We start from the raw sequence: 23,518 nt of genomic DNA, 5'->3' as shown, positions 1-23,518 counted from the left end.
CTTTCGCTCATTACGATGATTAGTCGCATTATGTTACATAAAAATACGCTTCTTTGCGCTGGACTTAGCGCCGCTTTTTTGTTCGCTCATGCCCCGGTGGCTCATGCTGCCGTCGTCGCTTCCATGAAACCCCTTGGCTTTATCGCTTCCGCTATCGCCGATGGCGTAACGGATACCCAGGTTTTGCTACCTGACGGTGCTTCCGAGCATGATTATTCCCTGCGCCCATCTGATGTAAAACGCTTACAGAACGCAGACTTAGTGGTGTGGATTGGTCCAGAAATGGAAGCATTCATGGACAAGTCAACGCAAAGCATTGCGGAGCAGAAAAAGGTCACCATCGCGCAGTTGGATGGGGTGAAACCGTTGCTCATCAAAGGGACGGATGATGACGATGACGAACATGGTCACGAACATGCTAATGGCGAAAAAAGTGACGGCGATCACCATCACGGCATTTACAATATGCATCTGTGGCTCTCCCCAGAGATAGCGCGGCTCTCAGCGGTTGCAATCCACGATAAATTATTGGAACTTATGCCGCAGAGTCGAGCCAAACTTGACGCCAACCTGAAGGAATTTGAGGCAAAATTAGCCGCAACCGACAAACAGGTGAGTAACGAGCTGGCGCCGGTGAAAGGTAAGGGATATTTCGTTTTTCATGACGCCTATGGCTACTACGAAAAACATTACGGTTTGACCTCGTTGGGGCATTTTACCGTCAATCCTGAAATCCAGCCTGGTGCGCAGCGTTTACACGAAATAAGAACACAGTTGGTTGAGCAAGAAGCGACTTGCGTTTTTGCTGAGCCACAATTCAGGCCAGCGGTTATCGAAGCTGTTGCCAGGGGGACCTCCGTGCGCATGGGAACCCTGGATCCACTTGGAATCGGAATTAAACTGGGTAAAGACAGTTACCCACAGTTCCTGAGCCAGTTGGGGCATCAGTATTCAAGCTGCCTGAAAGGAGATTAACGAGGAAGTGAATACGTGCAACAGATAGCCCGCGCTGTCACTCAGGCATTCAACAACTTGCCGCGACCTCATCGCGTTATGCTGGGGTCGTTGAGCGTTCTAACATTAGCGGTCGCCGTCTGGCGGCCCTACATCTACCACCCGGAATCAGCCCCGATAGTCAGAACGATTGAGCTGGAAAAAAGCGAAATCCGCTCTTTGTTGCCGGAAGCTTCCGAACCCATCGATCAGGCGCCGCAGGAAGAAGAAGCTATCCCGCAGGACGAGCTCGACGATAAATCCGATAGCGACTCCGGCGGCCATGAATATGTGGTTTCCACGGGCGATACGCTGAGCAGTATTCTTAATCAGTACGGTATTGATATGGGCGACATCGCTCAACTCTCCTCTGCTGATAAAGAGCTGCGTAATCTTAAAATCGGACAACAGCTCTCCTGGACGCTAACCGCCGATGGCGATCTACAAAGCCTGACGTGGGAGATGTCGCGCCGCGAGACGCGTACCTATAATCGCGTCGCCAATGGCTTTAAAATGAGCAGCGAGCTGCAGAAAGGGGATTGGGTCAATAACGTCCTGAAAGGCACCGTTGGCGCCAGCTTCGTCTCCAGCGCTCGTGATGCTGGCCTCACCAGTACGGAAATCAGCGCGGTCATCAAAGCGATGCAGTGGCAGATGGACTTCCGTAAGCTGAAAAAAGGCGATGAATTCTCGGTTCTGATGTCGCGTGAAATGCTGGATGGCAAGCGCGAGCAGAGCCAGCTGTTAGGCGTGCGTTTACGTTCCGATGGCAAAGACTATTACGCGATCCGTGCCGAAGATGGCAAATTCTACGATCGCAACGGTACGGGCCTGGCGAAGGGCTTCCTGCGCTTCCCGACCTCGCGTCAGTTCCGCGTGTCGTCCAACTTCAACCCGCGTCGCCTGAATCCGGTGACCGGTCGCGTCGCGCCGCATCGCGGCGTTGACTTCGCTATGCCGCAGGGCACGCCGGTGCTTTCCGTCGGCGATGGTGAAGTGGTGGTGGCGAAACGCAGCGGCGCGGCAGGCTACTATGTTGCCGTGCGTCATGGCCGCACCTATACCACCCGTTATATGCACCTGCGTAAGCTGCTGGTGAAACCGGGGCAGAAAGTGAAACGCGGCGACCGTATCGCGCTGTCGGGCAATACCGGGCGTTCTACTGGCCCGCACCTGCACTATGAAGTCTGGATCAACCAGCAGGCGGTTAACCCGCTGACGGCAAAACTGCCGCGTACCGAAGGTTTAACCGGTTCCGACCGTACCGATTACCTGGCGCAGGCCAAAGAGGTTATTCCGCAACTGCGCTTTGATTAGTCTGAATTATCTTCACTGAAAGCCGGTGCCCGCTATGCGCCGGCTTTTTCTTTTGTGCGATGAGTGACGTATCGCTAAACTAAGCCATTATCTTTATTGATTGAGCAGACCTTCTGCGGACCGGGCATGGAAACGAAAAAAAATAACATTGAATTTATCCCCAAATTTGAGAAATCTTTTTTACTGCCGCGCTACTGGGGCGCGTGGCTGGGCGTTTTCGCCTTCGCCGGAATCGCGCTGACGCCTCCCTCTTTCCGCGACCCCATTCTCGGCAAACTGGGGCGTTTTGTAGGCCGTCTGGCAAAAAGCTCCCGTCGTCGGGCGCAGATTAACCTGCTGTATTGCTTCCCGGAAAAAAGCGAACAAGAGCGTGAAGCTATCATCGATGCGATGTATATGTCGGCTCCGCAGGCAATGGTGATGATGGCCGAACTCGGCATGCGCGACCCGCTGCGCGTGATGTCCCGCGTTGACTGGCAGGGGAAAGAGATCATTGACGAGATGCACCGTAATAATGAAAAGGTCATCTTTTTAGTGCCGCACGCCTGGGGCGTGGATATTCCGGCGATGCTGATGGCTTCAGGCGGGCAAAAAATGGCGGCGATGTTCCATAACCAGGGAAATCCGGTCTTTGATTACGTCTGGAACACCGTACGCCGTCGTTTTGGCGGGCGCATGCACGCGCGTAACGATGGTATCAAGCCGTTTATTCAATCGGTGCGCCAGGGCTACTGGGGCTATTATCTGCCCGACCAGGATCACGGCGCCGAGCATAGCGAATTTGTCGATTTCTTTGCGACTTACAAAGCGACGCTCCCGGCGATTGGCCGTCTGATGAAAGTCTGCCGTGCGCGCGTAGTGCCGCTGTTCCCGGTGTATGACGGTAAAACGCATCGTCTGACGGTACTGGTACGCCCGCCGATGGACGATCTGCTGGAAGCCGATGACACGACGATTGCGCGTCGTATGAACGAAGAGGTTGAGATTTTCGTCAGGCCGCACACCGAACAGTATACCTGGATCCTGAAACTGCTGAAGACGCGTAAGCCGGGCGAAACTGAGCCTTATAAGCGCAAAGAACTGTTTCCGAAGAAGTAAGCTGTATGTGCTGCGCTGAGCAGGGCTATGGCGCCTGTATTTACCAGAATAACCAGCATAAAAAAGCCTCCATAAGGAGGCTTTCCCATCACTGAAGGCGATTACTCGACGGTCAGAATACGGGTGGTGTTGGTGCTGCCAATGGTGCTCATCACGTCGCCCTGGGTGACGACCACCAGGTCGCCGGAGACCAGATAGCCTTTATCACGCAGCAGGTTAACCGCATCGTGCGCGGCGGCAACGCCGTCGTTATGGCTATCGAAATGCACCGGCGTCACGCCACGATAGAGCGCCGTCAGGTTCAGGGTGCGCTCGTGACGGGAGAGGGCGAAAATCGGCAGGCCGGAACTGATACGCGAAGTCATCAGCGCGGTGCGGCCGGACTCGGTCATGGTGATAATCGCGGTAATGCCTTTCAGGTGGTTGGCCGCATACATCGCCGACATGGCAATCGCTTCTTCGACATTGTCGAACTGGACGTCAAGACGGTGTTTGGAAACGTTGAGACTTGGGATCTTCTCTGCGCCCAGGCACACGCGCGCCATCGCGGCGACGGTTTCTGACGGATACTGGCCGGCAGCGGTTTCTGCGGACAGCATTACGGCATCGGTACCGTCCAGCACGGCGTTCGCCACGTCCATGACTTCCGCACGGGTCGGCATTGGATTGGTGATCATCGATTCCATCATCTGCGTGGCGGTGATGACCGAGCGGTTAAGCTGGCGAGCGCGGCGAATCAGCGCCTTCTGGATACCCACCAGTTCCGGATCGCCGATTTCCACACCGAGATCGCCGCGAGCCACCATCACCACGTCGGAGGCGAGAATAACGTCGTCCATGGCATCCTGATCGCAGACCGCTTCCGCACGCTCGACTTTGGCGACGATTTTCGCATCGCAGCCAGCGTCACGGGCCAGGCGGCGAGCGTAGTTCAGGTCTTCGCCGCAACGCGGGAAGGAGACCGCCAGGTAATCAACGCCAATTTTTGCGGCGGTAACGATGTCGGCTTTGTCTTTATCGGTTAATGCTTCTGCAGACAGCCCGCCGCCGAGTTTGTTGATACCTTTATTGTTAGATAGCGGGCCACCAACGGTAACTTCGGTGAAAACTTTCATCCCCTGTACTTCCAGGACCTTCAGCTGCACGCGACCATCGTCGAGCAGCAGGATATCGCCTGGCACGACGTCCGCCGGCAGGCCTTTATAGTCGATGCCGACTTTTTCTTTATCGCCTTCACCTTTACCCAGGTTGGCGTCGAGCAGGAATTTGTCACCAATGTTAAGGAAAATTTTGCCTTCTTTGAAGGTAGAGACGCGGATTTTCGGCCCCTGCAGGTCGCCGAGAATCGCTACGTGACGGCCCAGTTTTGCTGCAATTTCACGGACTTTGTCTGCGCGGAGCTGGTGATCTTCCGGGGTACCGTGAGAGAAGTTCATGCGTACGACGTTAGCGCCCGCGGCGATAACCTTTTCGAGGTTGTTATCGCGGTCAGTTGCCGGACCTAAGGTCGTTACGATTTTGGTTCTGCGAAGCCTTCTGGACATGTAATACTCCGTTGACTAAAACAACTTTGGTGTTGCGTGAACATGGATTCGGTAGCGCCAAATCCGCTAACGGGCGGAACTGCTACGCTGCCGAGACATAATTGGTCTCTGACTTATAATGACTATTATTGTTTATCACTACTCATGAGTAGTTCTTTATCAAAGCGCGATTCCTTCAGCGCTTCCTTGACCCTCTTCAAGTTATCTCTGAATTTTGCTCCGCGGCGCAGGGTGAAGCCGGTCGCCAGCACATCAATTACCGTGAGCTGGGCCAGACGCGACACCATTGGCATATAAATATCGGTGTCTTCCGGGACGTCCAGAGTAATGGCCAGCGTCGACTCCCGCGCCAGCGGGGTGCCGGCTGACGTAATGGCAATGACCATGGCATCGTTTTCACGCGCCAGCTGCGCCAGTTCAACCAGGCTTTTGGTGCGCCCGGTGTGTGAAATGATGACCACCACGTCATCATCGTTACAATTCATACAGCTCATGCGCTGCAGGACAATATCGTCGGAGTAAATGACCGGGACGTTAAAACGGAAAAATTTATTCATCGCGTCATGTGCGACGGCGGCTGAAGACCCCAGGCCGAAGAAGGAAATTTTCTTCGCCTGGGTAAGCAGATCCACTGCCCGGTTGACCGCCGACATATCCAGCGCGTGATGCACCTGATCGAGGCTGGCCATCGCCGATTCGAAAATTTTCGCCGTATAGGATTCGACGCTGTCGTCTTCATCGACATTACGGTTAACATAGAGGATACCGTGTGCCAGACTTTGTGCCAGATGCAGTTTAAAATCGGGGAAGCCCCGGGTTTCCAGGCTGCGACAAAATCGGTTTACGGTCGGCTCGCTGACGCCGGCTTCCAGCGCCAGGGCCGCAATGCTTGAGTGAATGGCCTGCGCCGGGGTGGCAAGAATGACTTCCGCCACTTTGCGTTCAGATTTGCTAAGGTTTTCCAGTCGGGACTGGATTTTTTCCAGCATGTTCATTGTTTACAGGCGCTCATCAATGGAAACGATTTCATTAATGGGTGAAATCATCAGGCGTTTTAGCAAGAATATACCCCTCCGCAATCAGAAGCGGTGAGGAATGACGAGAAAAAATGTCGTTTTTTTTCATTACATGATCAGAGTCGTATTTTACTAACTGAAAACCAGACGAAACAACGAACATTCTTAGCCTGATGCCCAATTTGTCGGCGAACGCTTTTCCTCTATGTGCGGTAACGTCGGGAAAGCACCGCCAAGGGTTTCAGGAAATTCGTAAACACAGTACAGTGCAGCGTAAGAAAATTACAAATTTAGCCTGGCATAAGCACCAGACTATCAACTGAGGAGAATGACATGGCGGTAACGCAAACGGCCCAGGCATGCGATCTGGTCATTTTCGGCGCGAAAGGTGACCTCGCGCGCCGTAAACTGTTGCCTTCCCTGTATCAGCTTGAAAAGGCTGGCCAGATTAACCCTGAAACCCGCATCATCGGCGTAGGTCGCGCCGATTGGGATAAAGACGCTTACACTAAAGTCGTACGTGAAGCGTTAGAAACCTTCATGAAAGAGAAAATCGACGAAGGTCTATGGGATACCCTGAGCGGTCGTCTGGACTTCTGTAACCTTGATGTCAACGATACCAGCGGTTTTACGCGTCTGGGCGAAATGCTGGATCAGGAAAACCGCGTCACCATTAACTACTTCGCGATGCCGCCCAGCACATTCGGCGCTATCTGCAAAGGTCTGGGCGAAGCGAAGCTGAATGCCAAGCCCGCGCGGGTGGTGATGGAAAAACCGCTCGGAACCTCGCTGGAAACCTCGCGTGAAATTAATGACCAGGTGGGTGAGTATTTCGAAGAGTGCCAGGTTTACCGTATCGACCATTACCTGGGCAAAGAGACGGTACTGAACCTGTTGGCGCTGCGCTTTGCTAACTCCCTGTTCGTCAATAACTGGGACTGCCGCACCATTGACCACGTTGAAATCACCGTTGCGGAGGAAGTGGGTATTGAAGGCCGCTGGGGTTATTTCGATCAAGCCGGGCAGATGCGCGACATGATCCAGAACCATCTGCTGCAGATCCTGTGCATGATCGCCATGTCGCCGCCGTCCGATCTGACTGCCGACAGCATCCGCGATGAAAAAGTGAAAGTGCTGAAATCGCTGCGCCGTATCGATCGCTCGAACGTGCGTGAGAAAACCGTCCGCGGTCAGTACACCGCCGGGTTTGCGCAAGGCAAAAAAGTACCGGGCTATCTGGAAGAAGAGGGCGCTAACAAATCCAGTAATACGGAGACCTTTGTGGCCATCCGCGTGGATATCGATAACTGGCGCTGGGCTGGGGTTCCGTTCTACCTGCGTACCGGTAAACGCCTGCCGACGAAATGCTCCGAAGTGGTAGTTTACTTCAAAACTCCGGAACTGAACCTGTTCAAAGAGACCTGGCAGGAGCTGCCGCAGAACAAATTGACCATTCGTCTGCAGCCAGATGAAGGTGTGGATATTCAGGTGCTTAACAAAGTTCCAGGCCTCGATCACAAGCATAATCTGCAGATCACCAAGCTGGATCTGAGCTACTCCGAAACCTTCAATCAAACTCACCTGGCGGATGCCTACGAACGCCTGCTGTTGGAAACCATGCGCGGTATCCAGGCTCTGTTCGTGCGTCGCGATGAAGTAGAAGAAGCGTGGAAGTGGGTTGACTCCATTACCGGCGCATGGGCGGCCGACGGCGACGCGCCGAAGCCTTACCAGGCAGGGACCTGGGGACCGGTGGCGTCGGTGGCGATGATCACCCGCGATGGCCGTTCCTGGAACGAATTCGAGTAAGTGTATCGTTAATCCGGGAGAGTTATTTTACCGGTAACATGATCTGGCGCAGTCTGGCGCATAATTTTTAATCTTTTAAGCCCCGGGAGGATTCACCCCCGGGGCTTTTTTTATTACACTGCCCGTAGACATTTTGCCCCTGAGCCCCAGTGGTGGTGCCATTTACACCATTCTTCGACGTCATCGCGCGGTGGCCGGACAGATAAATTTTGAGGAGCCTCTATGAATTCGACAATGTTACGGGTAACAAATCGCATTATCGAACGGTCGCGCGAAACCCGCTCAGCCTACCTCGCACGGATTAATCAAGCCAAAAGCGATACCGTCCATCGTTCACAGTTGGCCTGCGGCAACCTGGCGCACGGTTTTGCCGCCTGTCAGTCAGAAGATAAAGCGTCGCTGAAGAGCATGTTGCGCAACAACATCGCCATTATCACCTCCTATAACGATATGTTGTCCGCCCACCAGCCTTATGAACATTATCCGGATATCATTCGCAAAGCCTTGCACTCCGCCAATGCGGTAGGGCAAGTGGCCGGCGGCGTGCCGGCAATGTGTGACGGCGTGACGCAGGGCCAGGATGGTATGGAACTGTCGCTGTTGAGCCGCGAAGTGATTGCCATGTCTGCCGCCATCGGTCTGTCGCACAATATGTTCGACGGCGCGTTGTATCTTGGCGTATGCGATAAAATTGTTCCCGGACTGACCATGGCGGCGCTCTCCTTCGGCCATCTGCCGTCGGTATTTATTCCGTCTGGCCCGATGGCCAGCGGCCTGCCGAATAAAGAAAAAGTGCGCATTCGTCAGCTGTACGCCGAAGGTAAGGTTGACCGTATGGCGCTGCTTGAATCCGAAGCCGACTCTTATCATGCGCCGGGCACCTGTACCTTCTACGGTACCGCCAACACCAACCAGATGGTGGTTGAGTTTATGGGCATGCAGTTGCCTGGTTCCTCGTTTGTTCATCCGGACGCTCCGCTGCGCGAAGCGCTGACCAGCGCCGCCGCGCGTCAGGTGACGCGCATGACCGGTAACGGCAATGAGTGGATGCCGCTGGGCAAAATGATTGACGAAAAAGTGGTGGTCAACGGTATCGTTGCGCTGCTGGCGACCGGCGGTTCCACCAACCACACGATGCATCTGGTGGCAATGGCGCGCGCGGCGGGCATTATCATTAACTGGGATGATTTCTCCGATCTTTCCGATGTGGTGCCGCTGTTGGCGCGTCTGTATCCAAACGGTCCGGCGGACATTAACCACTTCCAGGCGGCAGGCGGCGTGCCGGTACTGGTTCGCGAGCTGCTGAAAGGCGGATTGCTGCACGAAGATGTCAACACGGTTGCCGGCTTCGGGCTGTCGCGTTACACCATGGAACCATGGCTGAATAACGGCGAACTGGACTGGCGTGAAGGGGCGACCGCGCCACTTGACGATCAGGTCATCGCTACCTTCGAGAAACCGTTCTCCCGCCATGGCGGTACCAAAGTGCTGAGCGGTAACCTCGGTCGTGCGGTAATGAAAACCTCCGCAGTGCCGGTTGAGAACCAGATTATCGAAGCGCCAGCGGTCGTCTTTGAGAGCCAGCACGACGTGCTACCCGCGTTTGAAGCGGGGCTGCTGGATAAAGATTGCGTAGTCGTCGTACGCCATCAGGGGCCGAAAGCGAACGGCATGCCAGAATTACATAAACTTATGCCGCCACTTGGTGTATTATTGGACCGCCGTTTCAAAATTGCGCTGGTCACCGATGGCCGACTTTCCGGCGCATCAGGCAAGGTACCGTCAGCCATCCATGTTACTCCTGAAGCCTACGATGGCGGGCTGCTGGCGAAAGTGCGCGATGGCGACATCATTCGCGTTAACGGGCAGACCGGCGAGTTGACCCTGCTGGTCGATGAAGCCGAACTGGCCGCCCGCCAGCCGCATATTCCTGACCTGAGCAGCTCGCGGGTCGGTACCGGCCGCGAGATGTTCGGCGCGCTGCGCGAGAAGCTCTCCGGAGCCGAGCAGGGCGCAACCTGCATCACTTTTTAAGACGATTCGATTTGTAGATCTGGCGAGAGAAAACTCTGATGAAAAACTGGAAAACAACTGCAGAAGCAATCCTGACTAACGGCCCGGTCGTACCGGTTATCGTGGTGAAAAAGCTGGAACACGCGGTGCCGATGGCGAAAGCGCTGGTTGCAGGCGGTGTACGCGTTCTGGAAGTCACGCTGCGCACCGAGTGCGCGCTGGAAGCTATCCGCGCTATCGCCAAAGAAGTGCCGGAGGCGATTGTCGGCGCCGGCACCGTGACCAACGTTGAGCAACTGAAAGCCGTTACTGAAGCAGGCGCGCAGTTCGCTATTAGCCCGGGCCTGACCGAATCCCTGCTGAAAGCGGCGACCGGCGAAGGCACTATCCCGCTGATCCCGGGTATTAGCACCGTATCCGAGCTGATGCTGGGCATGCAGTATGGCCTGAAAGAGTTCAAATTCTTCCCGGCGGAAGCGAACGGCGGCGTGAAAGCGCTGCAGGCGATTGCGGGTCCATTCGGCCACATTCGTTTTTGCCCGACCGGCGGCATCTCTCCGGCGAATTACCGCGACTATCTGGCGCTTAACAGCGTGCTGTGCATCGGCGGCTCCTGGCTGGTTCCAGCCGACGCGCTGGAAAATGGCGACTACGATCGCATCACCAAACTGGCCCGCGAAGCGGTAGAAGGCGCGAAATAATTTCTGCGCCTTAAATGACTGAAGCCCGGCGCGCGTGAGCGACCGGGCTTTTTTTATCCCCTCACGACAACCGCGGCGGCGGCGGTTTTGGCGCGGCTGATGGCTTCATCGACGTTATCAGCAACCGCCAGCGTAACGCCCAGGCGACGCGCGCCGGCGATTTCCGGTTTACCGAACAGGCGCAACTGCAGACCCGCGCCGACGGCGGCCTGCAAATTGCTAAAGGTCACGTTCTCACTGGTTAGCTGCGGCAAAATCACCGCCGATGCCGCCGGGCCATACTGGCGGATGGCGCCGATCGGCAGGCCAAGGAAGGCGCGAACGTGCAGGGCGAATTCCGATAGATCCTGCGAGATCAGAGTGACCATACCGGTATCGTGTGGGCGAGGGGAGACTTCGCTGAAGATCACCTCATCGCCGCAAACGAACAATTCAACGCCGAAGAGCCCATATCCACCCAGCGCCAGCACCACTTTGCGGGCGATCTCCTGCGCGCGTTGCAGCGCGAGATCGCTCATCTGTTGGGGCTGCCAGGATTCACGGTAGTCGCCATCTTCCTGACGATGGCCTACCGGGGCGCAAAAGTGGACGCCGTCGACGGCGCTGACGGTGAGCAGCGTAATTTCAAAATCAAAATTTACCACCCCTTCGACGATGACGCGTCCGGCGCCCGCCCGCCCGCCCTGCTGAGCGTATTGCCAGGCGGCGCTGAGCTGGTCAGCCGAGCGGATAAAGCTTTGGCCTTTACCCGAGGAGCTCATCACCGGCTTAACGATACAAGGCAGACCAATTTCGGCGACGGCAGCGCGGAAGCCTTCTTCACTGTCGGCAAAACGATAGGCAGAGGTGGGGATCTGCAGCTCTTCGGCCGCCAGCCGGCGAATGCCTTCACGATTCATGGTGAGTTTCGCGGCTCTCGCCGTCGGCACTACTGTTTGCCCGGCTTGTTCCAGTTCAACCAGAGTGTCGGTAGCAATGGCTTCGATCTCCGGCACGATATAATCCGGTTTTTCTAAGGCGATCAGTTCACGCAGCGCGTCGCCGTGCAGCATGTTGATGACGTGAGAACGATGGGCCACCTGCATCGCCGGCGCATCGGGATAGCGGTCGACGGCGATGGTTTCAATACCCAACCGCTGGCATTCAATGGCGACTTCTTTTCCGAGCTCGCCGGAACCTAACAACATTACCTTCGTGGCCGCGGGGCGCAGCGCGGTACCTAATAAAGTCATAATCTACTCTCAGCGTAAACAGAACATGCCGCGCATTATAAACGAAAACGTTTGCGTCTGTCTTTATACGCGTAAGTTGAGAACGGCGGCGAAATTTGATATACTGTATATAAATACAGTATAAAGAGGCTGCACAATGGCGGTTGAAATCAAATACGTCGTGATCCGTGAAGGTGAGGAAAAAATGTCTTTTGCCAGCAAAAAAGAGGCCGATGCTTACGACAAAATGCTCGATTTGGCAGAGGTGCTCAATGACTGGCTGGTCGCGTGCCCGCTGGAATTAGATGAAGCTCAGCGTGACAATATGTCGATGTGGCTGGCCGAGCGCAAAGACGCCTTACACCACATTCTGAAGTCAGGGAAATTGCCGGAAGCAGAAGATCATGCTGAGGCGGCGGCAGAAATGCCGGAGTCGGCAATTGCCGAGGCTGAGTCCTCTTCCGCCGAAGAAGGCGCCGCAAAAAAACCGCGGAAAGTGAAAGCTGCCTGATAACCGGGCGCAACGGAAATTTTCGCATCTTTAGCCAGCCATAACATTTCCTGACGTCTCGTCGTTTAGGCTGATGGCATCGCATCTCGCGCTATGAGGAATGTTATGGCTAACTGGCTTAATCAACTTCAGTCCCTGCTGGGCCAGCAGGGTAACCCCGTCTCCGCTGAAAAGTCGTCATCCGCTAAAAACCTGCTGCCCGGCGCATTGGGCGGTCTTGCGGGCTTATTGGTCGCCAGCAAGTCATCGCGCAAGCTGCTGGCGAAATATGGCACCGGCGCGCTGCTGGTTGGCGGCGGCGCGGTGGCAGGCAGCGTGCTGTGGAATAAGTATCAGCAAAAAATGCGCGGCCAGCAGGCGGATATCGTGACACAGACATCAACAGCGCCTGCCCAGGAACCGGTTGTGCTTGATGCGCGCAGCGAGCGGCTGATTACCGCGCTAGTCTTTGCCGCCAAAAGCGACGGTCATATTGACGAGCGTGAACGTCAGCATATAGAAGAGCAGTTGCGAGCGGCGAACATCGACGTGCAGGGCCGGGTGTTGATCGACAGGGTTTTAACCCAGCCGCTCGACCCGCAGCGGCTGGCGCAAAGCGTGCGCGATGGGCAAGAAGCGCTGGAAATTTACTACCTCAGCTGTGCGGTAATTGATATCGACCATTTTATGGAGCGCAGCTACCTGGATGCGCTCGGTGACGCGCTCAAACTGCCTGAAGATGTCCGCGAAGAGATAGAACGCGATGTTCAGGCGCAAAAGCAGGCGCTTGATTCTTAAAAGAGAGCGTTCCGCTTGCATCGCTGGCCACTTTTGCCACCCTTATAGACACGACATCGTTCAGGGCGCACGATGCCCTGAGTGATTTTGTGATTCCATAATAAGACGCAGAAGAATAACGCATGCTACCGAAAGCCAAACGGATCCCCCACGCCATGACGCTACATGGCGACACTCGCATCGATAATTACTACTGGCTGCGCGATGACGAACGCGCGCGCCCGGAAGTGCTGGATTATCTCCATCAGGAAAATGACTACGGTAAAAAGGTGATGGACTCGCAAAGCAGCCTGCAGGAGCGGGTGCTGAAAGAAATCATCGATCGCATTCCGCAGCGGGAGGTCTCCGCACCTTATAGCAAAAATGGCTACCGCTATCGTCAGGTCTATGAACCCGGCTGTGAATACGCGATTTACCAACGTCAGTCAGTGCTCAAAGAAGAGTGGGATGAATGGGAGATTTTGCTCGACGCCAACCAGAGGGCGGCGAAAAGCGAATTCTACACTCTCGGCGGATTAGGCGTCGCGCCGAACAACCAGCTGATGGCGGTGGCGGAAGATTACCTTTCACGGCGTCAGTATGGCTTACGTTTTAAGGATCTGAACAGCGGCGAATGGTCGGCTGAAATCCTGGAAAACGTCACGCCAGGATTCGCCTGGAGCAACGACTCGCGCTTCTTGTGGTATGTGCGCAAACATCCGACGACGCTGCTGCCTTATCAGGTCTGGCGGCATGCCATTGGCACCACCGCAGATAACGATGTCCTGGTCTACGAAGAGAAAGACGACACGTTTTACGTCAGCGTGCATAAGACTACCTCCCAGCAGTTTGTGGTGATTTATCTTGCCAGCGCCACCACCAGCGAAGTGTTATTACTTAACCCGGAGCTTCCCGATGCGGCACCGGTGTGTTTTTTGCCACGACGTAAGGATCATGAATATAGCCTCGACCATTATCAGCACGCGTTTTATCTGCGTTCTAATCGCGAGGGCAAAAACTTCGGGCTTTACCGCACCGTGCTCCGCGATGAAGACCAGTGGCAGACGCTGATCGCAGCGCGTCCTGACGTGATGCTCGAAGGCTTTACTCTATTCACCGACTGGCTGGTGGTTGAGGAGCGTCAGCGTGGCTTGACCAGCCTGCGGCAAATCAACCGTAAAACGCGAGAAGTAGTAGGTATCGCCTTTGACGATCCCGCCTACGTCACCTGGCTTGCCTATAATCCGGAACCGGAGACCTCGCGGCTACGCTATGGTTATTCATCGATGACTACTCCGGATACGCTGTTTGAGCTGGATATGGATACCGGCGAGCGACGGGTTATCAAACAACAGGAAGTGCAGGGCTTTGACGCTGCCTGTTATCGCAGCGAACATCTGTGGGTGACAGCGCGTGACGGCGTGGAAGTGCCGGTATCGCTGGTCTATCACCGCGAACACTTTCGTAAAGGGGCCAACCCGCTACTGGTGTACGGCTATGGCTCTTACGGCGCCAGCATGGACGCCGATTTTAGCGCCAGCCGTCTGAGCCTGCTGGATCGCGGTTTTGTCTTTGCAATAGCCCATATTCGCGGCGGCGGCGAACTTGGCCAGCAGTGGTATGAAGACGGCAAATTCCTCAACAAAAAGAATACCTTTAACGATTATCTGGACGTCTGCGATGCGCTGCTGGCGCAGGGATATGGCGACCCTAAATTATGTTATGGCATGGGCGGCAGCGCCGGCGGCATGCTGATGGGCGTGGCGATTAACCAACGACCGGAGTTGTTCCATGGCGTAGTGGCGCAGGTGCCGTTTGTTGACGTACTGACCACCATGCTCGACGAATCTATTCCGCTCACTACCGGTGAGTTTGAGGAGTGGGGAAACCCGCAGGACGAAACCTATTATCACTATATGAAGAGCTATAGCCCCTATGATGGCGTATCTGCCCAGGCTTATCCGCATATGCTAGTGACCACCGGGCTGCATGATTCGCAGGTGCAATATTGGGAGCCCGCGAAGTGGGTGGCGAAGCTACGCGAGCTGAAAACCGACGACAATCTGCTGCTGCTATGTACCGATATGGATTCCGGGCATGGCGGCAAGTCGGGACGGTTTAAAAGCTACGAGGGCGTGGCATTGGAATACGCCTTTTTAATCGCCCTCGCGCAGGGGACTTTGCCCGGCAAGGTGGAAGTGTAGCGTTACTCGCCGAGATAGTGTTTAAGGGTCAGACGCAGTTCCGGGCTCATCCGGTCCAGGTTATTGAACAGCCAACGTAAATAGCCTGGATCGTTTTCCGCCACTTCCGACACCGCTTTGCCGCGATATTTGCCGAAGGTAAAGGTAGTCAGCAGCGTCGGGCGGCCGGTAATGTTGGCCATTTCATCCGGCGACCAGCCGGAGACCTGCATAATATCCAGCAGTAAGGCGGCGGTGATATAGCAGTCGTACAGCGCGCGGTGGTGATGCAAACCCGGCGGGGTAGCTACGCTCAGCTTGCGCGACTTATACAACCCCATATTGCTGTACTTAATCCCCGGCCACAGGCGGCGCGCCAGCTTCATAGTACAAATCCACTCGCCGTTCATTTCCGGTAATACCCGGCGATCGAAACTGGCGTTATGGGCGACATACCATGGGCTGCCCTGGTAGTGCGGCACGATTTCTTCAATCCAGGGCTTATCGGCCACCATCTCTTCAGTAATGCGATGGATTGCCATTGCCTGCGGGCTGATTGGGCGGTCAGGGCGCACCAGATGACTCATGGGATTGGTTATCTGGCCGTCGATGATATCGACGGAGGCAATTTCAACAATGCCGCCCTGCAAACCGCAGGTTTCGGTATCGATTACGCGCAGCATGGCTTACTCCTCGCCAAAAACCCCAGCGTAATAGAATGCGCGGCGGTTGCCAATGGGGGTATCCTCAAGGAATGAGCAATCATTTCGCTTTCGGTTCATACGGCAGGCGGGAAAGTGACACGGATGCCAGACGGTGCGCGATCAGTCGTTCACGAAACCAGTCGCGCAGGTGAGCGGGTTGCTCTCGTTCGACGAGATCGGCAACGACGGGCATATTGTAGCGTTCTTTAAAGGCGACGCCGGCCGCTGCGAGGTCAACGTTGACCTTGTCCATTTCATCTTGCGAAATTTTTGCCAGATTATTTGCCATCAGTACCTCCTTCATTACGGCGCAAAAGTTACTAAGCGTGACGCTGAAAGGCAAGTCCCGGATGCTTAGCTCGACTATGCCATTATACAGGGTTATTCTCTGTCCAACATACATAACAAAAAGGAATGACGTTTATGCGAAACATCGCCGGACGCGCGCTATACGCCGCCGTATTTTTCAGCGCTATGTTAACCACCACCAGCGCTTTTGCTCATGCTCATCTGCAACAACAAATCCCGGCGGCCGATTCGACGGTCTTCGCTTCGCCGCAGGCGCTCACGTTAACGTTTAGTGAAGGCGTCGAGCTCTCCTTCAGCGGCGTATCCCTCAGCGGTCCGCAGAATAAACCAGTGGCTACCGGCAAACTGGCCCGTAGCGACGGTAATAAAGCGCAATTAACGCTGCCGCTGAATGAACCGCTGGCGGCGGGCGAGTACACCGTAGAGTGGCATGTGGTCTCCGTTGACGGCCATAAGACCAAAGGGCAATACCACTTCAGCGTGAAATAAACCATGCTGTCGGGAATATATGTCGGCCTGCGGTTTGTCCACTTCATCTCATTGATGACGGCCTTCGGTTGCGCGCTGTACGGCGCATGGTGGGCGCCAGTCTCGCTGCGTCGCCTGTTGATGCAGCGTTTTTATCCACTGCTGCGCTACCTGCTAATGATTAGCGCTATTTCAGCCACTTTGATGCTGATGGCGCAGGGCGGGTTGATGGGCGATGGTTGGAACGATGTCTGGCAACCTGCAATCTGGCGCGCTGTTATCGGGACGCAGTTTGGCGGCGTCTGGCTGTGGCAGATGGTACTGGCGTGGATTGCGCTGACTGTTGCGTGGATCAAACCGCGTCGCCCGGCGCGTCTGTTGTTGCTGCTATTTTGCGCGCAGTTGTTGTTAATGGCAGGCGTGGGGCATGCGGCGATGCATGATGGTTGGACTGGCGCATTACAGCGTACTAATCACGCGCTACATCTGTTTTGCGTCGCTGCGTGGGCCGGTGGGCTGCTGCCATTTGTCTACTGCCTGCGGCTGGCGCGCGGGCGCTGGCGTCAGGTAGCCATAACCGCCATGATGCGCTTTTCACGTTACGGGCATTTGGCCGTGGCTGGCGCGATTGCCAGCGGGATTGGCAATACGCTGTTGATACAGGGGCGGCTGATTGGCGATTCACCGTGGGGAGTGATGTTGTTGTTCAAATGTGCACTGGTCGCCGGGATGGTAGCAATTGCGCTGGTGAACAGGTATGTTCTGGTACCGCGAATGTCAGGTAACGGCTCGTGGGCGGAACGAACTATTTTACGCACTACACAGCTGGAAATGGCGCTTGCCGCGCTGGCAGTACTAGCCGTCAGCCTGTTCGCGACCTGGCAACCTAATTGAATTAACTGGCTAAATGATGAAAAAAATCGTTCTGACAATGTTGTTACTGGCAAGCTCAGGCGCCGCGTTGGCGGCGCCACAGGTGATTACCGTGAGCCGTTTTGAAGTGGGTAAGGACAACTGGGCGTTCACCCGTGAAGAAGTCATGTTAACCTGCCGCCCGGGTAATGCGCTGTACGCCATCAACCCGAGCACCCTGGTGCAGTATCCGCTGAATGATATCGCCGAGCAGGAAGTGAAGGCCGGCAAGACCAGCGCTCAGCCGATTTCTGTCATCCAGGCCGACGACCCGCAGCATCCGGGGCAAAAAATGAGCCTGGCGCCATTTATCGAACGAGCGCAAAAGCTTTGTTGATAATGACCTATATCACTTTGTTTTAAAGGTAAAAAACCGCCGGCGTTTGGTAAGAGAACGCGGCGGTTTTTTGTTATTTGTCAGCAATTTTTCAACCGCTTTTGTCGCGGACTGGAAAACCTGTCACAGTCAACTATTCTTATAAGGCAAGGCGACTTAGCCTGCATTAATGCCAACTTTTAGCGCACGGCTCTCTCCCAAGAGCCATTTCCCTGGACCGAATACAGGAATCGTGTTCGGTCTCTTTTTATGTATTATTCAGCAAGTTAAAAAATCCATTTCATTATGCCCGGCGTTGCTGCACGGCGAGCTTTTCCCCTTATATCACAACAAAATTATCCTTAACATTCCCTTTACAAAAAAACGTGACAACATAATCAATAGCTCACGGTGACCAACACCGTATCACTGTACACGCCAGCAGGTTGATTACTCTGCGAAGCGTTCACTCTGGCCGTGAAGTTCGTTTGCTGCGCGCCACCGGTTCCGTTCAGGCTGACATTAGCGGTCGGCGTCCAAGCACTACCGTCCATTTTGTAGAGTTGATATTGCAGAAAATAACTAGTGGAATTAATCGTCTGACTCATTTGCCGCCAACTGCCGTTAAGTGCATTGGTGCTGGAGAGGTTGATGCTGTAAGCCGCATTTTGCGTGCAGCGGATGGTTAACTGGCCGCTGACCTCGCGAATAGCGGCGACCAGAGCAGCAGGGGAGAACGCGACATCTGGCGCGTTATCAATATAACAATAGTTGGTCACGTTCATGGTTAGAAGAACCTGTGAGGTTAGCGTGCCATCGTCCGCAACGCAGAGCCCCAGTGCGCCTACCAGACAATAATGATATTTCCACTCAATGGTCAGTGTGTCGTTGTAGGTGCCCGCAGGAATGTTACTTCCGGCCATGGTCTGAAAATAAAGCGGAATGGTTCCGTCACTGGTGTTAAATAAACCTAATAGATCAAGCAGAGCGTTAATAGTCCAGGGGATGGCGCCATCAATTTGATACGCTGGATTACAGCTGGCGTCTTTACAAACGCGATATGGGATCCAGGCGTTGTTAGCACTGTTATAAAGTCGCGGGATTTTGCCACTTTTATTGGCGGAATCTTTGATAGTTGCGGTAATGGTACTGGTCGAAAAAAGCGAAAGCAGGTTGGTACAGCTAAAGCCCGCGCCGGCGCTGACCCCTTGCGGGGTTGCGGCTACGTCAAAAGATCTCACTGAGCCAAAGTTAGGCGAACTTGGTTTAATCTTGCAATCGGCATATATCAATCCGCTGTAGCCCAAAATAAACAGTAATGAACATAACCAGATAATCGATCTCATCGCATCTCCGTTGATTCTTAACCACAGCTAAGTGGGCCGATACGTTGCGGCACGGGGGTTGATTCAGGTAGTTCGAATTGTGCCGTACACTCGCCGGCGGCGGCGTGAATCACTAATCTGTTTTGTCTGCTCAGATGGCTAAACCACACGAGCCCATCGTAGCCCACGAGCCCTGACTGCTGGCTGCTGCTCTCCTCAACCAGCGTGCCCAACGGCAGCGGCTGTCCCATTTTATCGACCAGGGTTATCGAGGCTGAACGGACTCGGGTGACCGGGAAATCAACGAGTGCGCCACTGGCTTCCCTCACCGCAATGCGTTTTTCCACTACCTGTGCCTCAACGTCCGTTGGCAGTGGCAAGGTATCGAGGGTTACTTTACCCGGATACCACGAGGTGGCCCACGGAATGAGCAGGTGGCCGCTATTGTCAGTGGTCCCGACTTTGCGGTTTTCATAATTGACCGCGACATCCGGGTAGCCGGCAGTCGAAACGACGATAAATGAATCGCTAATTCGGCGAGCCAGGAACAGACTGCTGTCCATCAGCACGACCGAGCCTGCCGCTTCAAACCAGCCCTGGTTATTATGCTGTGAACCGTAATAACCGCCGCTTAAGGTTGAAACTTCATTCACCCAGGTCATATCGGCCTGGCTGTAACGATCGCCGCTGATGGAGTGGGCCAGGTTCCAGCCGAATCCACCCTCTGCAGGTGCTGAACGAGTGTAGGCGACATTTTGCCCCCACTCGCCGGAACTGGCGCGCTGACCGCTCAACTGTATTGAACCGAAACTATCGAAGGGAATGGTTATCTGCATCATGCTGGAATAGGTGTTTGCCTGTAAATCGCGGTTGATGCTGATGTTAAAACTGCTGTTCCGCCACAGGCTGCGACTCCATGAGAAGTTCATGAGCCGGGTGCGGCTATCGTCCTGCGCCTGAATATCGAAATAACCCAGACTAAATGAACCAAGGGTTTTTCCCCACGGGCTAAGGCTTAAGGTGGCCTGGTCTGATTTACGGCTGAGCGTTGCCGTCGAACGATAACTGCTAAGATTAGCGAAATTCTCACTACGCTGAATATGCTGATAGTTCATCCCCCAAATATTGCCGTAATACGAGTAGCCAGCGGAATATTGCCGGCCTCGATCGTCGCCCTGGCTAGTACTGGCTGACAGGCTTAACGTGCCCAGCGTGCCGATACCGAAATCGCTACCGATACCGGCGTTAGTTAATCCTTGCCGATCTTCAGTATGCGTTGATACCGTAAGCCAGTTGGTTAATCCGTAGCGATAGATAGCGCTGACGGCGCCTGCACCGTAGTCAGCGTTTTTAACGCCATAATTGTTACGCAACGCACCGAGCGTAAAATCAAAATCGCTGAGTCCCTGGCGCAACAGGGTGTTGGAAACGTAAAAAGGTACGCTGGTGGAGACCTGACGGCCAAGCGCATCGGTCGTGACAATGGTGGCTTCGCCAGCGCCGCTGATATAGGGCACATTGGTTAGGGTATATGGGCCGCCGTTAATTTGCGTTGAACTGGCTTTGTAGCCATTGATAAACAGATCGACGCTGGAGGGTACCGCCGCGCTTCCGGAAAGATTGAGTAATGGATAAGTGACCAGATCCGGGCGAACCGAGAAGTTACGGCTGAGGCGAATACCGCCAACACGTACCGAACTACTCCAGGTTAAAGCATTACTGACCACGTCGCCCGCCTGATAGCTGATCATGCTGCCCGGATCACTATATTTCCATAGCGAATCGTAGCGGATATAGCCCTGCTGGCTATCATCATGGCGAGATGACCAGTTCTGTCTGATAACCGCATTATTAGAAAAGACGCCCGCCGGTCCAAAAAAGCGAAATTCCGTTGAGGTACTAGTGGCGCGGTCGCCGCCAGAAGAAGCCAGACTATAGGAATCGTAATTAAAGAGTAGCCCGGGGGTGCTGATTGCCTGCAGATACTCTTGCTCGCTGCTATTGCCGATATGTTGATCGGGTAGCCAGCTATCCGGGACGGTTAACTTCAGCATCTGGCCTGGTTGATCGTAGGCCACCTTCACGTCTGCTATTTGGCCGACGTCGACCAGCGTTTCATTGCCATTTACTGGGATCCACATCTGCTTTAGTTCTGCGGCGGAAACCCAGTAATGATCGTTTACCACTTTAACCGGCACGGTTCCCACGGGGGTATTGCCGTTAACGGAAATGCCCAAGTAAAGCACATACTCCTGCTGCTGGCTAAGCGCAGCAGCAGGCGCAGGCAATGAGTCGTAGGTAGCCGACCAGGCTGTTGCCGAAACAATAGTCAGCAGACCGCCGGACCCGGTAAGGAACCTCATATTAACGCGCTGCCGGGATTTCCACCGCCTGACTATTATCTGTCAATTTTGCATACAGGCGCATGCCGGATGCGTTCGCCGCGCGGGCTGGTGTCGGGAAACAGACGCGACGTTTCGCCAGTATATAACCCAATAACCCCTGGGTTTGTTCGTTCTGCGGTTTCCCTGCAGATGTTGACCAGTAAACGCTGCTCAATCTGGCGTGCTGATTCCCGGCATTGTTAATACACAGATTTTGGCCGCTAAGGGACCAGTTGAGTGAAGTACGTATCGGCTCAACGCTGCTTTCCAGCTTCAGCGGCTCGGCTCCTTGCCCGTAGGTAAATAGCGGCAGCACATAGCGCATGCGCATATTGAGGCCTGCAGAGCTTTTATCGGTCTGCTTTACCGGCTGAGCCGCAGGGATTTCATCAATGACAATTCGATATGATTTTTCCTCACCGCTGGCGACCGGCGACACGCGCATCAGACGAATAAGCTGACGTTGCCCCGGCTGCACATTGGCAAAGGGCGGGCTGGCGACCACATCGCTCTGATCGGCGTATACATCCCTGGATTCTTTTTGATCCCAGCCGAAGATGCGCAGTTGTAAATTCACCGCGCTAGCACCGCGGTTTTCCAGCCACAGCTCAGAGCCTTTCTCGTTGGCGCTGATGGTTTGAAAAATGGGCCAGACCAGCACTGAGCTAGCGGCCCATGCGCCCGGACCTATTGATAAACTCAGCAACACTACGGCAATGCTACGACGAATCATATTCAGCCTGTCTTATTTTAATAGGTCAATGTGACCGTTACGGTATCGGTATATGAACCCTGCGCCGGGAAGCCATTCGTGGCAAAAAGGCGGCCATAAACCGTATAAGTTTGTGTGGTATTGGGGAAGGACGCGACGCTGTAGGCCTGAGCGCCGGTACCCCAAACGGTAGAGCGGTTAGAGTCCTGAAAAAGCTGATACGCCAGCGTATTGCCGCTGCCGTTGGACATAAAGCGTTGGGATGATGAGCCGCCGTTGACGCCATAATCGAGCGCTACGGAGATAGCCATACCCGGCGTACACGCCACGATGATAGAACCAGCTCCGGCGGAGCTGGCGACATCCACGTTGCTATACAGCGACGACATAGAACCAAAGTTTAAAGTGCCAAAGTCAGAGGCAGGCGTTCCGCTTCCGCTGCCAAGCAGGCAGCCGGTGGTAATCTGCGCCGTCACTTTAAAACTTTTCTGCGCAGTGTCGGCCAATACGCTTGTTGACGAGATAAATACACATAACAGCCCAATTGAGCGCAGCATGACGTCCGTTTCTCCGACCGTTACCAGGTTAATGTTGCGGTCACCATATCCTGGTAAAAACCGGTAGCGGGGGCGGTTACGCCTCCTTGGTCTGCTGGCAGCACGCGAGCATAAATTGGGATCTCCTGAGCAGTACCTGTTCCAGTAATGCCGATTCCGGCACTGGTAAATTCGGCCTGTCGGGTACTATTTGAGTAAAGACGGTAGGCAATTTGATCGCCATTGGCGCTTTCCATTTTACGTAGCGTGCCTGCACCCATATGCAGACCGTTATTTAGCGTTAGCGTTGCCGGTAGGTTGTTACTACAGACAATAGAAACTGCGTTGGCGCCGCCGCTGCCGATCAGTTTGCTATCAATAGCGTTAATCAGATCGCTGTAAGTACCGAAATCAATTGTGCCCCAGCTGTTAACGCCGTTTGCGCTGGAACCATTGGTGACGGTACAGCCGGAGCCAATAGTCAGCTGCACGCCAACCTGGCCGGATAAGGTGCCGGTGGTTAGTCCTGCCGCTTGGACCCATGGCGCCTGAATGAGGAGCGCCGTTGCGATAAAGCCGCCAAGCAGACTACGCGAAATGGTTTTGACGTTCATGATGAACCCCTGGATTGAAAGCCGCTGAGTAAAGCCCTGTTTTTGTGGTTATGAGATTAATCCCATTAATCAACATATAACCGCTG

Annotated in this window: 21 protein-coding genes and 1 pseudogene; 12 read left to right on the top strand and 10 right to left on the bottom strand. The window is 54.5% G+C overall.

From position 1 onward, the window contains the following. Positions 1–30 precede the first annotated feature (30 nt). The 3 genes from znuA to lpxM all read left to right on the top strand — a co-directional run bounded on the left by znuA (position 31) and on the right by lpxM (position 3,408). Positions 31–975: a zinc ABC transporter substrate-binding protein ZnuA gene (gene znuA, locus PGR10_RS07115; RefSeq protein WP_430923250.1), complete on the top strand. Its 945-nt coding sequence runs from the start codon at positions 31–33 to the stop codon at positions 973–975. A gap of 15 nt (positions 976–990) precedes the next feature. After that, positions 991–2,310 (top strand): murein DD-endopeptidase MepM, encoded by a 1,320-nt coding sequence (mepM, locus tag PGR10_RS07110; protein WP_045376156.1) that lies wholly within the window; start codon positions 991–993, stop codon positions 2,308–2,310. Positions 2,311–2,436: 126 nt separating this feature from the next. Next, positions 2,437–3,408 carry a lauroyl-Kdo(2)-lipid IV(A) myristoyltransferase gene (lpxM, locus tag PGR10_RS07105; protein ID WP_430923248.1) on the top strand — a complete coding sequence of 324 codons (972 nt, stop codon included), beginning with the start codon at positions 2,437–2,439 and terminating at the stop codon, positions 3,406–3,408. Between the two features lie 101 nt (positions 3,409–3,509). Here lpxM and pyk read toward each other — a convergent pair whose 3' ends face one another. Continuing rightward, positions 3,510–4,952, bottom strand: coding sequence for a pyruvate kinase (gene pyk, locus PGR10_RS07100; RefSeq protein ID WP_015365996.1), 1,443 nt, complete (start codon positions 4,950–4,952; stop codon positions 3,510–3,512). A 125-nt stretch (positions 4,953–5,077) separates the two neighbouring features. Then, positions 5,078–5,982: pseudogene (locus tag PGR10_RS07095) on the bottom strand (MurR/RpiR family transcriptional regulator). Between the two features lie 319 nt (positions 5,983–6,301). Here PGR10_RS07095 and zwf point away from each other — a divergent pair. The 3 genes from zwf (at position 6,302) to PGR10_RS07080 (ending at position 10,491) form a co-directional block, all read left to right on the top strand. Then, positions 6,302–7,777, top strand: coding sequence for a glucose-6-phosphate dehydrogenase (gene zwf / locus PGR10_RS07090; RefSeq protein WP_045390321.1), 1,476 nt, complete (start codon positions 6,302–6,304; stop codon positions 7,775–7,777). Between the two features lie 222 nt (positions 7,778–7,999). Next, a complete protein-coding gene (gene edd, locus PGR10_RS07085) occupies positions 8,000–9,811 on the top strand; it encodes a phosphogluconate dehydratase (protein ID WP_430923247.1) in 1,812 nt (603 codons plus the stop codon). Positions 9,812–9,849: 38 nt separating this feature from the next. Further along, the gene (locus tag PGR10_RS07080) at positions 9,850–10,491 is read left to right on the top strand and encodes a bifunctional 4-hydroxy-2-oxoglutarate aldolase/2-dehydro-3-deoxy-phosphogluconate aldolase (protein ID WP_015366001.1); all 642 of its coding nucleotides are present in this window, start codon (positions 9,850–9,852) and stop codon (positions 10,489–10,491) included. Positions 10,492–10,544: 53 nt separating this feature from the next. Here PGR10_RS07080 and purT read toward each other — a convergent pair whose 3' ends face one another. Next, entirely contained in the window at positions 10,545–11,723 is a 1,179-nt protein-coding gene (gene purT, locus PGR10_RS07075; RefSeq protein ID WP_430923246.1) for a formate-dependent phosphoribosylglycinamide formyltransferase, read from the bottom strand. Positions 11,724–11,859: 136 nt separating this feature from the next. On the opposite strand from purT, the gene PGR10_RS07070 reads away from it, so the two are divergent. The 3 genes from PGR10_RS07070 to ptrB all read left to right on the top strand — a co-directional run bounded on the left by PGR10_RS07070 (position 11,860) and on the right by ptrB (position 15,173). Continuing rightward, positions 11,860–12,213: a YebG family protein gene (locus tag PGR10_RS07070; protein WP_087860543.1), complete on the top strand. Its 354-nt coding sequence runs from the start codon at positions 11,860–11,862 to the stop codon at positions 12,211–12,213. Positions 12,214–12,318: 105 nt separating this feature from the next. Beyond that, a complete protein-coding gene (locus tag PGR10_RS07065; RefSeq protein WP_113373572.1) occupies positions 12,319–12,990 on the top strand; it encodes a tellurite resistance TerB family protein in 672 nt (223 codons plus the stop codon). 122 nt (positions 12,991–13,112) lie between these two features. Beyond that, a complete protein-coding gene (gene ptrB, locus PGR10_RS07060) occupies positions 13,113–15,173 on the top strand; it encodes an oligopeptidase B (RefSeq protein WP_430923245.1) in 2,061 nt (686 codons plus the stop codon). A gap of 2 nt (positions 15,174–15,175) precedes the next feature. Here ptrB and exoX read toward each other — a convergent pair whose 3' ends face one another. Both exoX and PGR10_RS07050 read right to left on the bottom strand, forming a co-directional pair. Beyond that, positions 15,176–15,835, bottom strand: coding sequence for an exodeoxyribonuclease X (exoX, locus tag PGR10_RS07055; RefSeq protein WP_430923244.1), 660 nt, complete (start codon positions 15,833–15,835; stop codon positions 15,176–15,178). Between the two features lie 79 nt (positions 15,836–15,914). Next, positions 15,915–16,145, bottom strand: coding sequence for a DNA polymerase III subunit theta (locus PGR10_RS07050; protein ID WP_015366007.1), 231 nt, complete (start codon positions 16,143–16,145; stop codon positions 15,915–15,917). Between the two features lie 134 nt (positions 16,146–16,279). Between PGR10_RS07050 and yobA the strand changes: the two genes are divergently transcribed. The 3 genes from yobA to PGR10_RS07035 are packed head-to-tail and all read left to right on the top strand — an operon-like array spanning position 16,280 to position 17,882. After that, entirely contained in the window at positions 16,280–16,654 is a 375-nt protein-coding gene (gene yobA / locus PGR10_RS07045) for a CopC domain-containing protein YobA (protein WP_430923243.1), read from the top strand. A gap of 3 nt (positions 16,655–16,657) precedes the next feature. After that, positions 16,658–17,527 carry a copper homeostasis membrane protein CopD gene (gene copD / locus PGR10_RS07040; protein WP_213316876.1) on the top strand — a complete coding sequence of 290 codons (870 nt, stop codon included), beginning with the start codon at positions 16,658–16,660 and terminating at the stop codon, positions 17,525–17,527. A gap of 13 nt (positions 17,528–17,540) precedes the next feature. Further along, positions 17,541–17,882, top strand: a complete 342-nt coding sequence (locus tag PGR10_RS07035) for a YebY family protein (protein WP_430923242.1) — start codon at positions 17,541–17,543, stop codon at positions 17,880–17,882. A 377-nt stretch (positions 17,883–18,259) separates the two neighbouring features. Here PGR10_RS07035 and PGR10_RS07030 read toward each other — a convergent pair whose 3' ends face one another. Genes PGR10_RS07030 through PGR10_RS07010 form a run of 5 tightly spaced genes read right to left on the bottom strand, consistent with a single transcriptional unit; the run spans position 18,260 to position 23,432 of the window. Further along, positions 18,260–19,207: a Csu type fimbrial protein gene (locus PGR10_RS07030; protein ID WP_087860550.1), complete on the bottom strand. Its 948-nt coding sequence runs from the start codon at positions 19,205–19,207 to the stop codon at positions 18,260–18,262. A gap of 17 nt (positions 19,208–19,224) precedes the next feature. Beyond that, the gene (locus tag PGR10_RS07025; protein ID WP_087860551.1) at positions 19,225–21,549 is read right to left on the bottom strand and encodes a fimbria/pilus outer membrane usher protein; all 2,325 of its coding nucleotides are present in this window, start codon (positions 21,547–21,549) and stop codon (positions 19,225–19,227) included. Position 21,550: 1 nt separating this feature from the next. Beyond that, on the bottom strand, positions 21,551–22,303 hold the full coding sequence (locus tag PGR10_RS07020; protein ID WP_213316877.1) for a fimbrial biogenesis chaperone: 753 nt from the start codon (positions 22,301–22,303) through the stop codon (positions 21,551–21,553). Between the two features lie 17 nt (positions 22,304–22,320). Continuing rightward, positions 22,321–22,839: a Csu type fimbrial protein gene (locus PGR10_RS07015; RefSeq protein ID WP_430923241.1), complete on the bottom strand. Its 519-nt coding sequence runs from the start codon at positions 22,837–22,839 to the stop codon at positions 22,321–22,323. A 20-nt stretch (positions 22,840–22,859) separates the two neighbouring features. Next, positions 22,860–23,432: a Csu type fimbrial protein gene (locus tag PGR10_RS07010; protein WP_087860554.1), complete on the bottom strand. Its 573-nt coding sequence runs from the start codon at positions 23,430–23,432 to the stop codon at positions 22,860–22,862. Between the last annotated feature and the right edge of the window lie 86 nt (positions 23,433–23,518).

The sequence above is a fragment of the Klebsiella sp. 141198 genome, from assembly GCF_050600785.1.
GTDB classification, from domain to species: Bacteria; Pseudomonadota; Gammaproteobacteria; order Enterobacterales; family Enterobacteriaceae; genus Klebsiella; species Klebsiella aerogenes.
This window is presented reverse-complemented; position numbering and strand designations above follow the sequence as displayed.

Excerpts from the sequence above, each read along its gene's own strand:
- znuA (WP_430923250.1), top strand. The coding sequence starts at position 31 with ATGTTACATAAAAATACGCTTCTTTGCGCTGGACTTAGCGCCGCTTTT.
- lpxM (WP_430923248.1), top strand. The coding sequence starts at position 2,437 with ATGGAAACGAAAAAAAATAACATTGAATTTATCCCCAAATTTGAGAAA.
- pyk (WP_015365996.1), bottom strand. The coding sequence starts at position 4,952 with ATGTCCAGAAGGCTTCGCAGAACCAAAATCGTAACGACCTTAGGTCCG.
- zwf (WP_045390321.1), top strand. The coding sequence starts at position 6,302 with ATGGCGGTAACGCAAACGGCCCAGGCATGCGATCTGGTCATTTTCGGC.
- edd (WP_430923247.1), top strand. The coding sequence starts at position 8,000 with ATGAATTCGACAATGTTACGGGTAACAAATCGCATTATCGAACGGTCG.
- PGR10_RS07080 (WP_015366001.1), top strand. The coding sequence starts at position 9,850 with ATGAAAAACTGGAAAACAACTGCAGAAGCAATCCTGACTAACGGCCCG.
- purT (WP_430923246.1), bottom strand. The coding sequence starts at position 11,723 with ATGACTTTATTAGGTACCGCGCTGCGCCCCGCGGCCACGAAGGTAATG.
- PGR10_RS07070 (WP_087860543.1), top strand. The coding sequence starts at position 11,860 with ATGGCGGTTGAAATCAAATACGTCGTGATCCGTGAAGGTGAGGAAAAA.
- PGR10_RS07065 (WP_113373572.1), top strand. The coding sequence starts at position 12,319 with ATGGCTAACTGGCTTAATCAACTTCAGTCCCTGCTGGGCCAGCAGGGT.
- ptrB (WP_430923245.1), top strand. The coding sequence starts at position 13,113 with ATGCTACCGAAAGCCAAACGGATCCCCCACGCCATGACGCTACATGGC.
- exoX (WP_430923244.1), bottom strand. The coding sequence starts at position 15,835 with ATGCTGCGCGTAATCGATACCGAAACCTGCGGTTTGCAGGGCGGCATT.
- PGR10_RS07050 (WP_015366007.1), bottom strand. The coding sequence starts at position 16,145 with ATGGCAAATAATCTGGCAAAAATTTCGCAAGATGAAATGGACAAGGTC.
- yobA (WP_430923243.1), top strand. The coding sequence starts at position 16,280 with ATGCGAAACATCGCCGGACGCGCGCTATACGCCGCCGTATTTTTCAGC.
- copD (WP_213316876.1), top strand. The coding sequence starts at position 16,658 with ATGCTGTCGGGAATATATGTCGGCCTGCGGTTTGTCCACTTCATCTCA.
- PGR10_RS07035 (WP_430923242.1), top strand. The coding sequence starts at position 17,541 with ATGATGAAAAAAATCGTTCTGACAATGTTGTTACTGGCAAGCTCAGGC.
- PGR10_RS07030 (WP_087860550.1), bottom strand. The coding sequence starts at position 19,207 with ATGAGATCGATTATCTGGTTATGTTCATTACTGTTTATTTTGGGCTAC.
- PGR10_RS07025 (WP_087860551.1), bottom strand. The coding sequence starts at position 21,549 with ATGAGGTTCCTTACCGGGTCCGGCGGTCTGCTGACTATTGTTTCGGCA.
- PGR10_RS07020 (WP_213316877.1), bottom strand. The coding sequence starts at position 22,303 with ATGATTCGTCGTAGCATTGCCGTAGTGTTGCTGAGTTTATCAATAGGT.
- PGR10_RS07015 (WP_430923241.1), bottom strand. The coding sequence starts at position 22,839 with ATGCTGCGCTCAATTGGGCTGTTATGTGTATTTATCTCGTCAACAAGC.
- PGR10_RS07010 (WP_087860554.1), bottom strand. The coding sequence starts at position 23,432 with ATGAACGTCAAAACCATTTCGCGTAGTCTGCTTGGCGGCTTTATCGCA.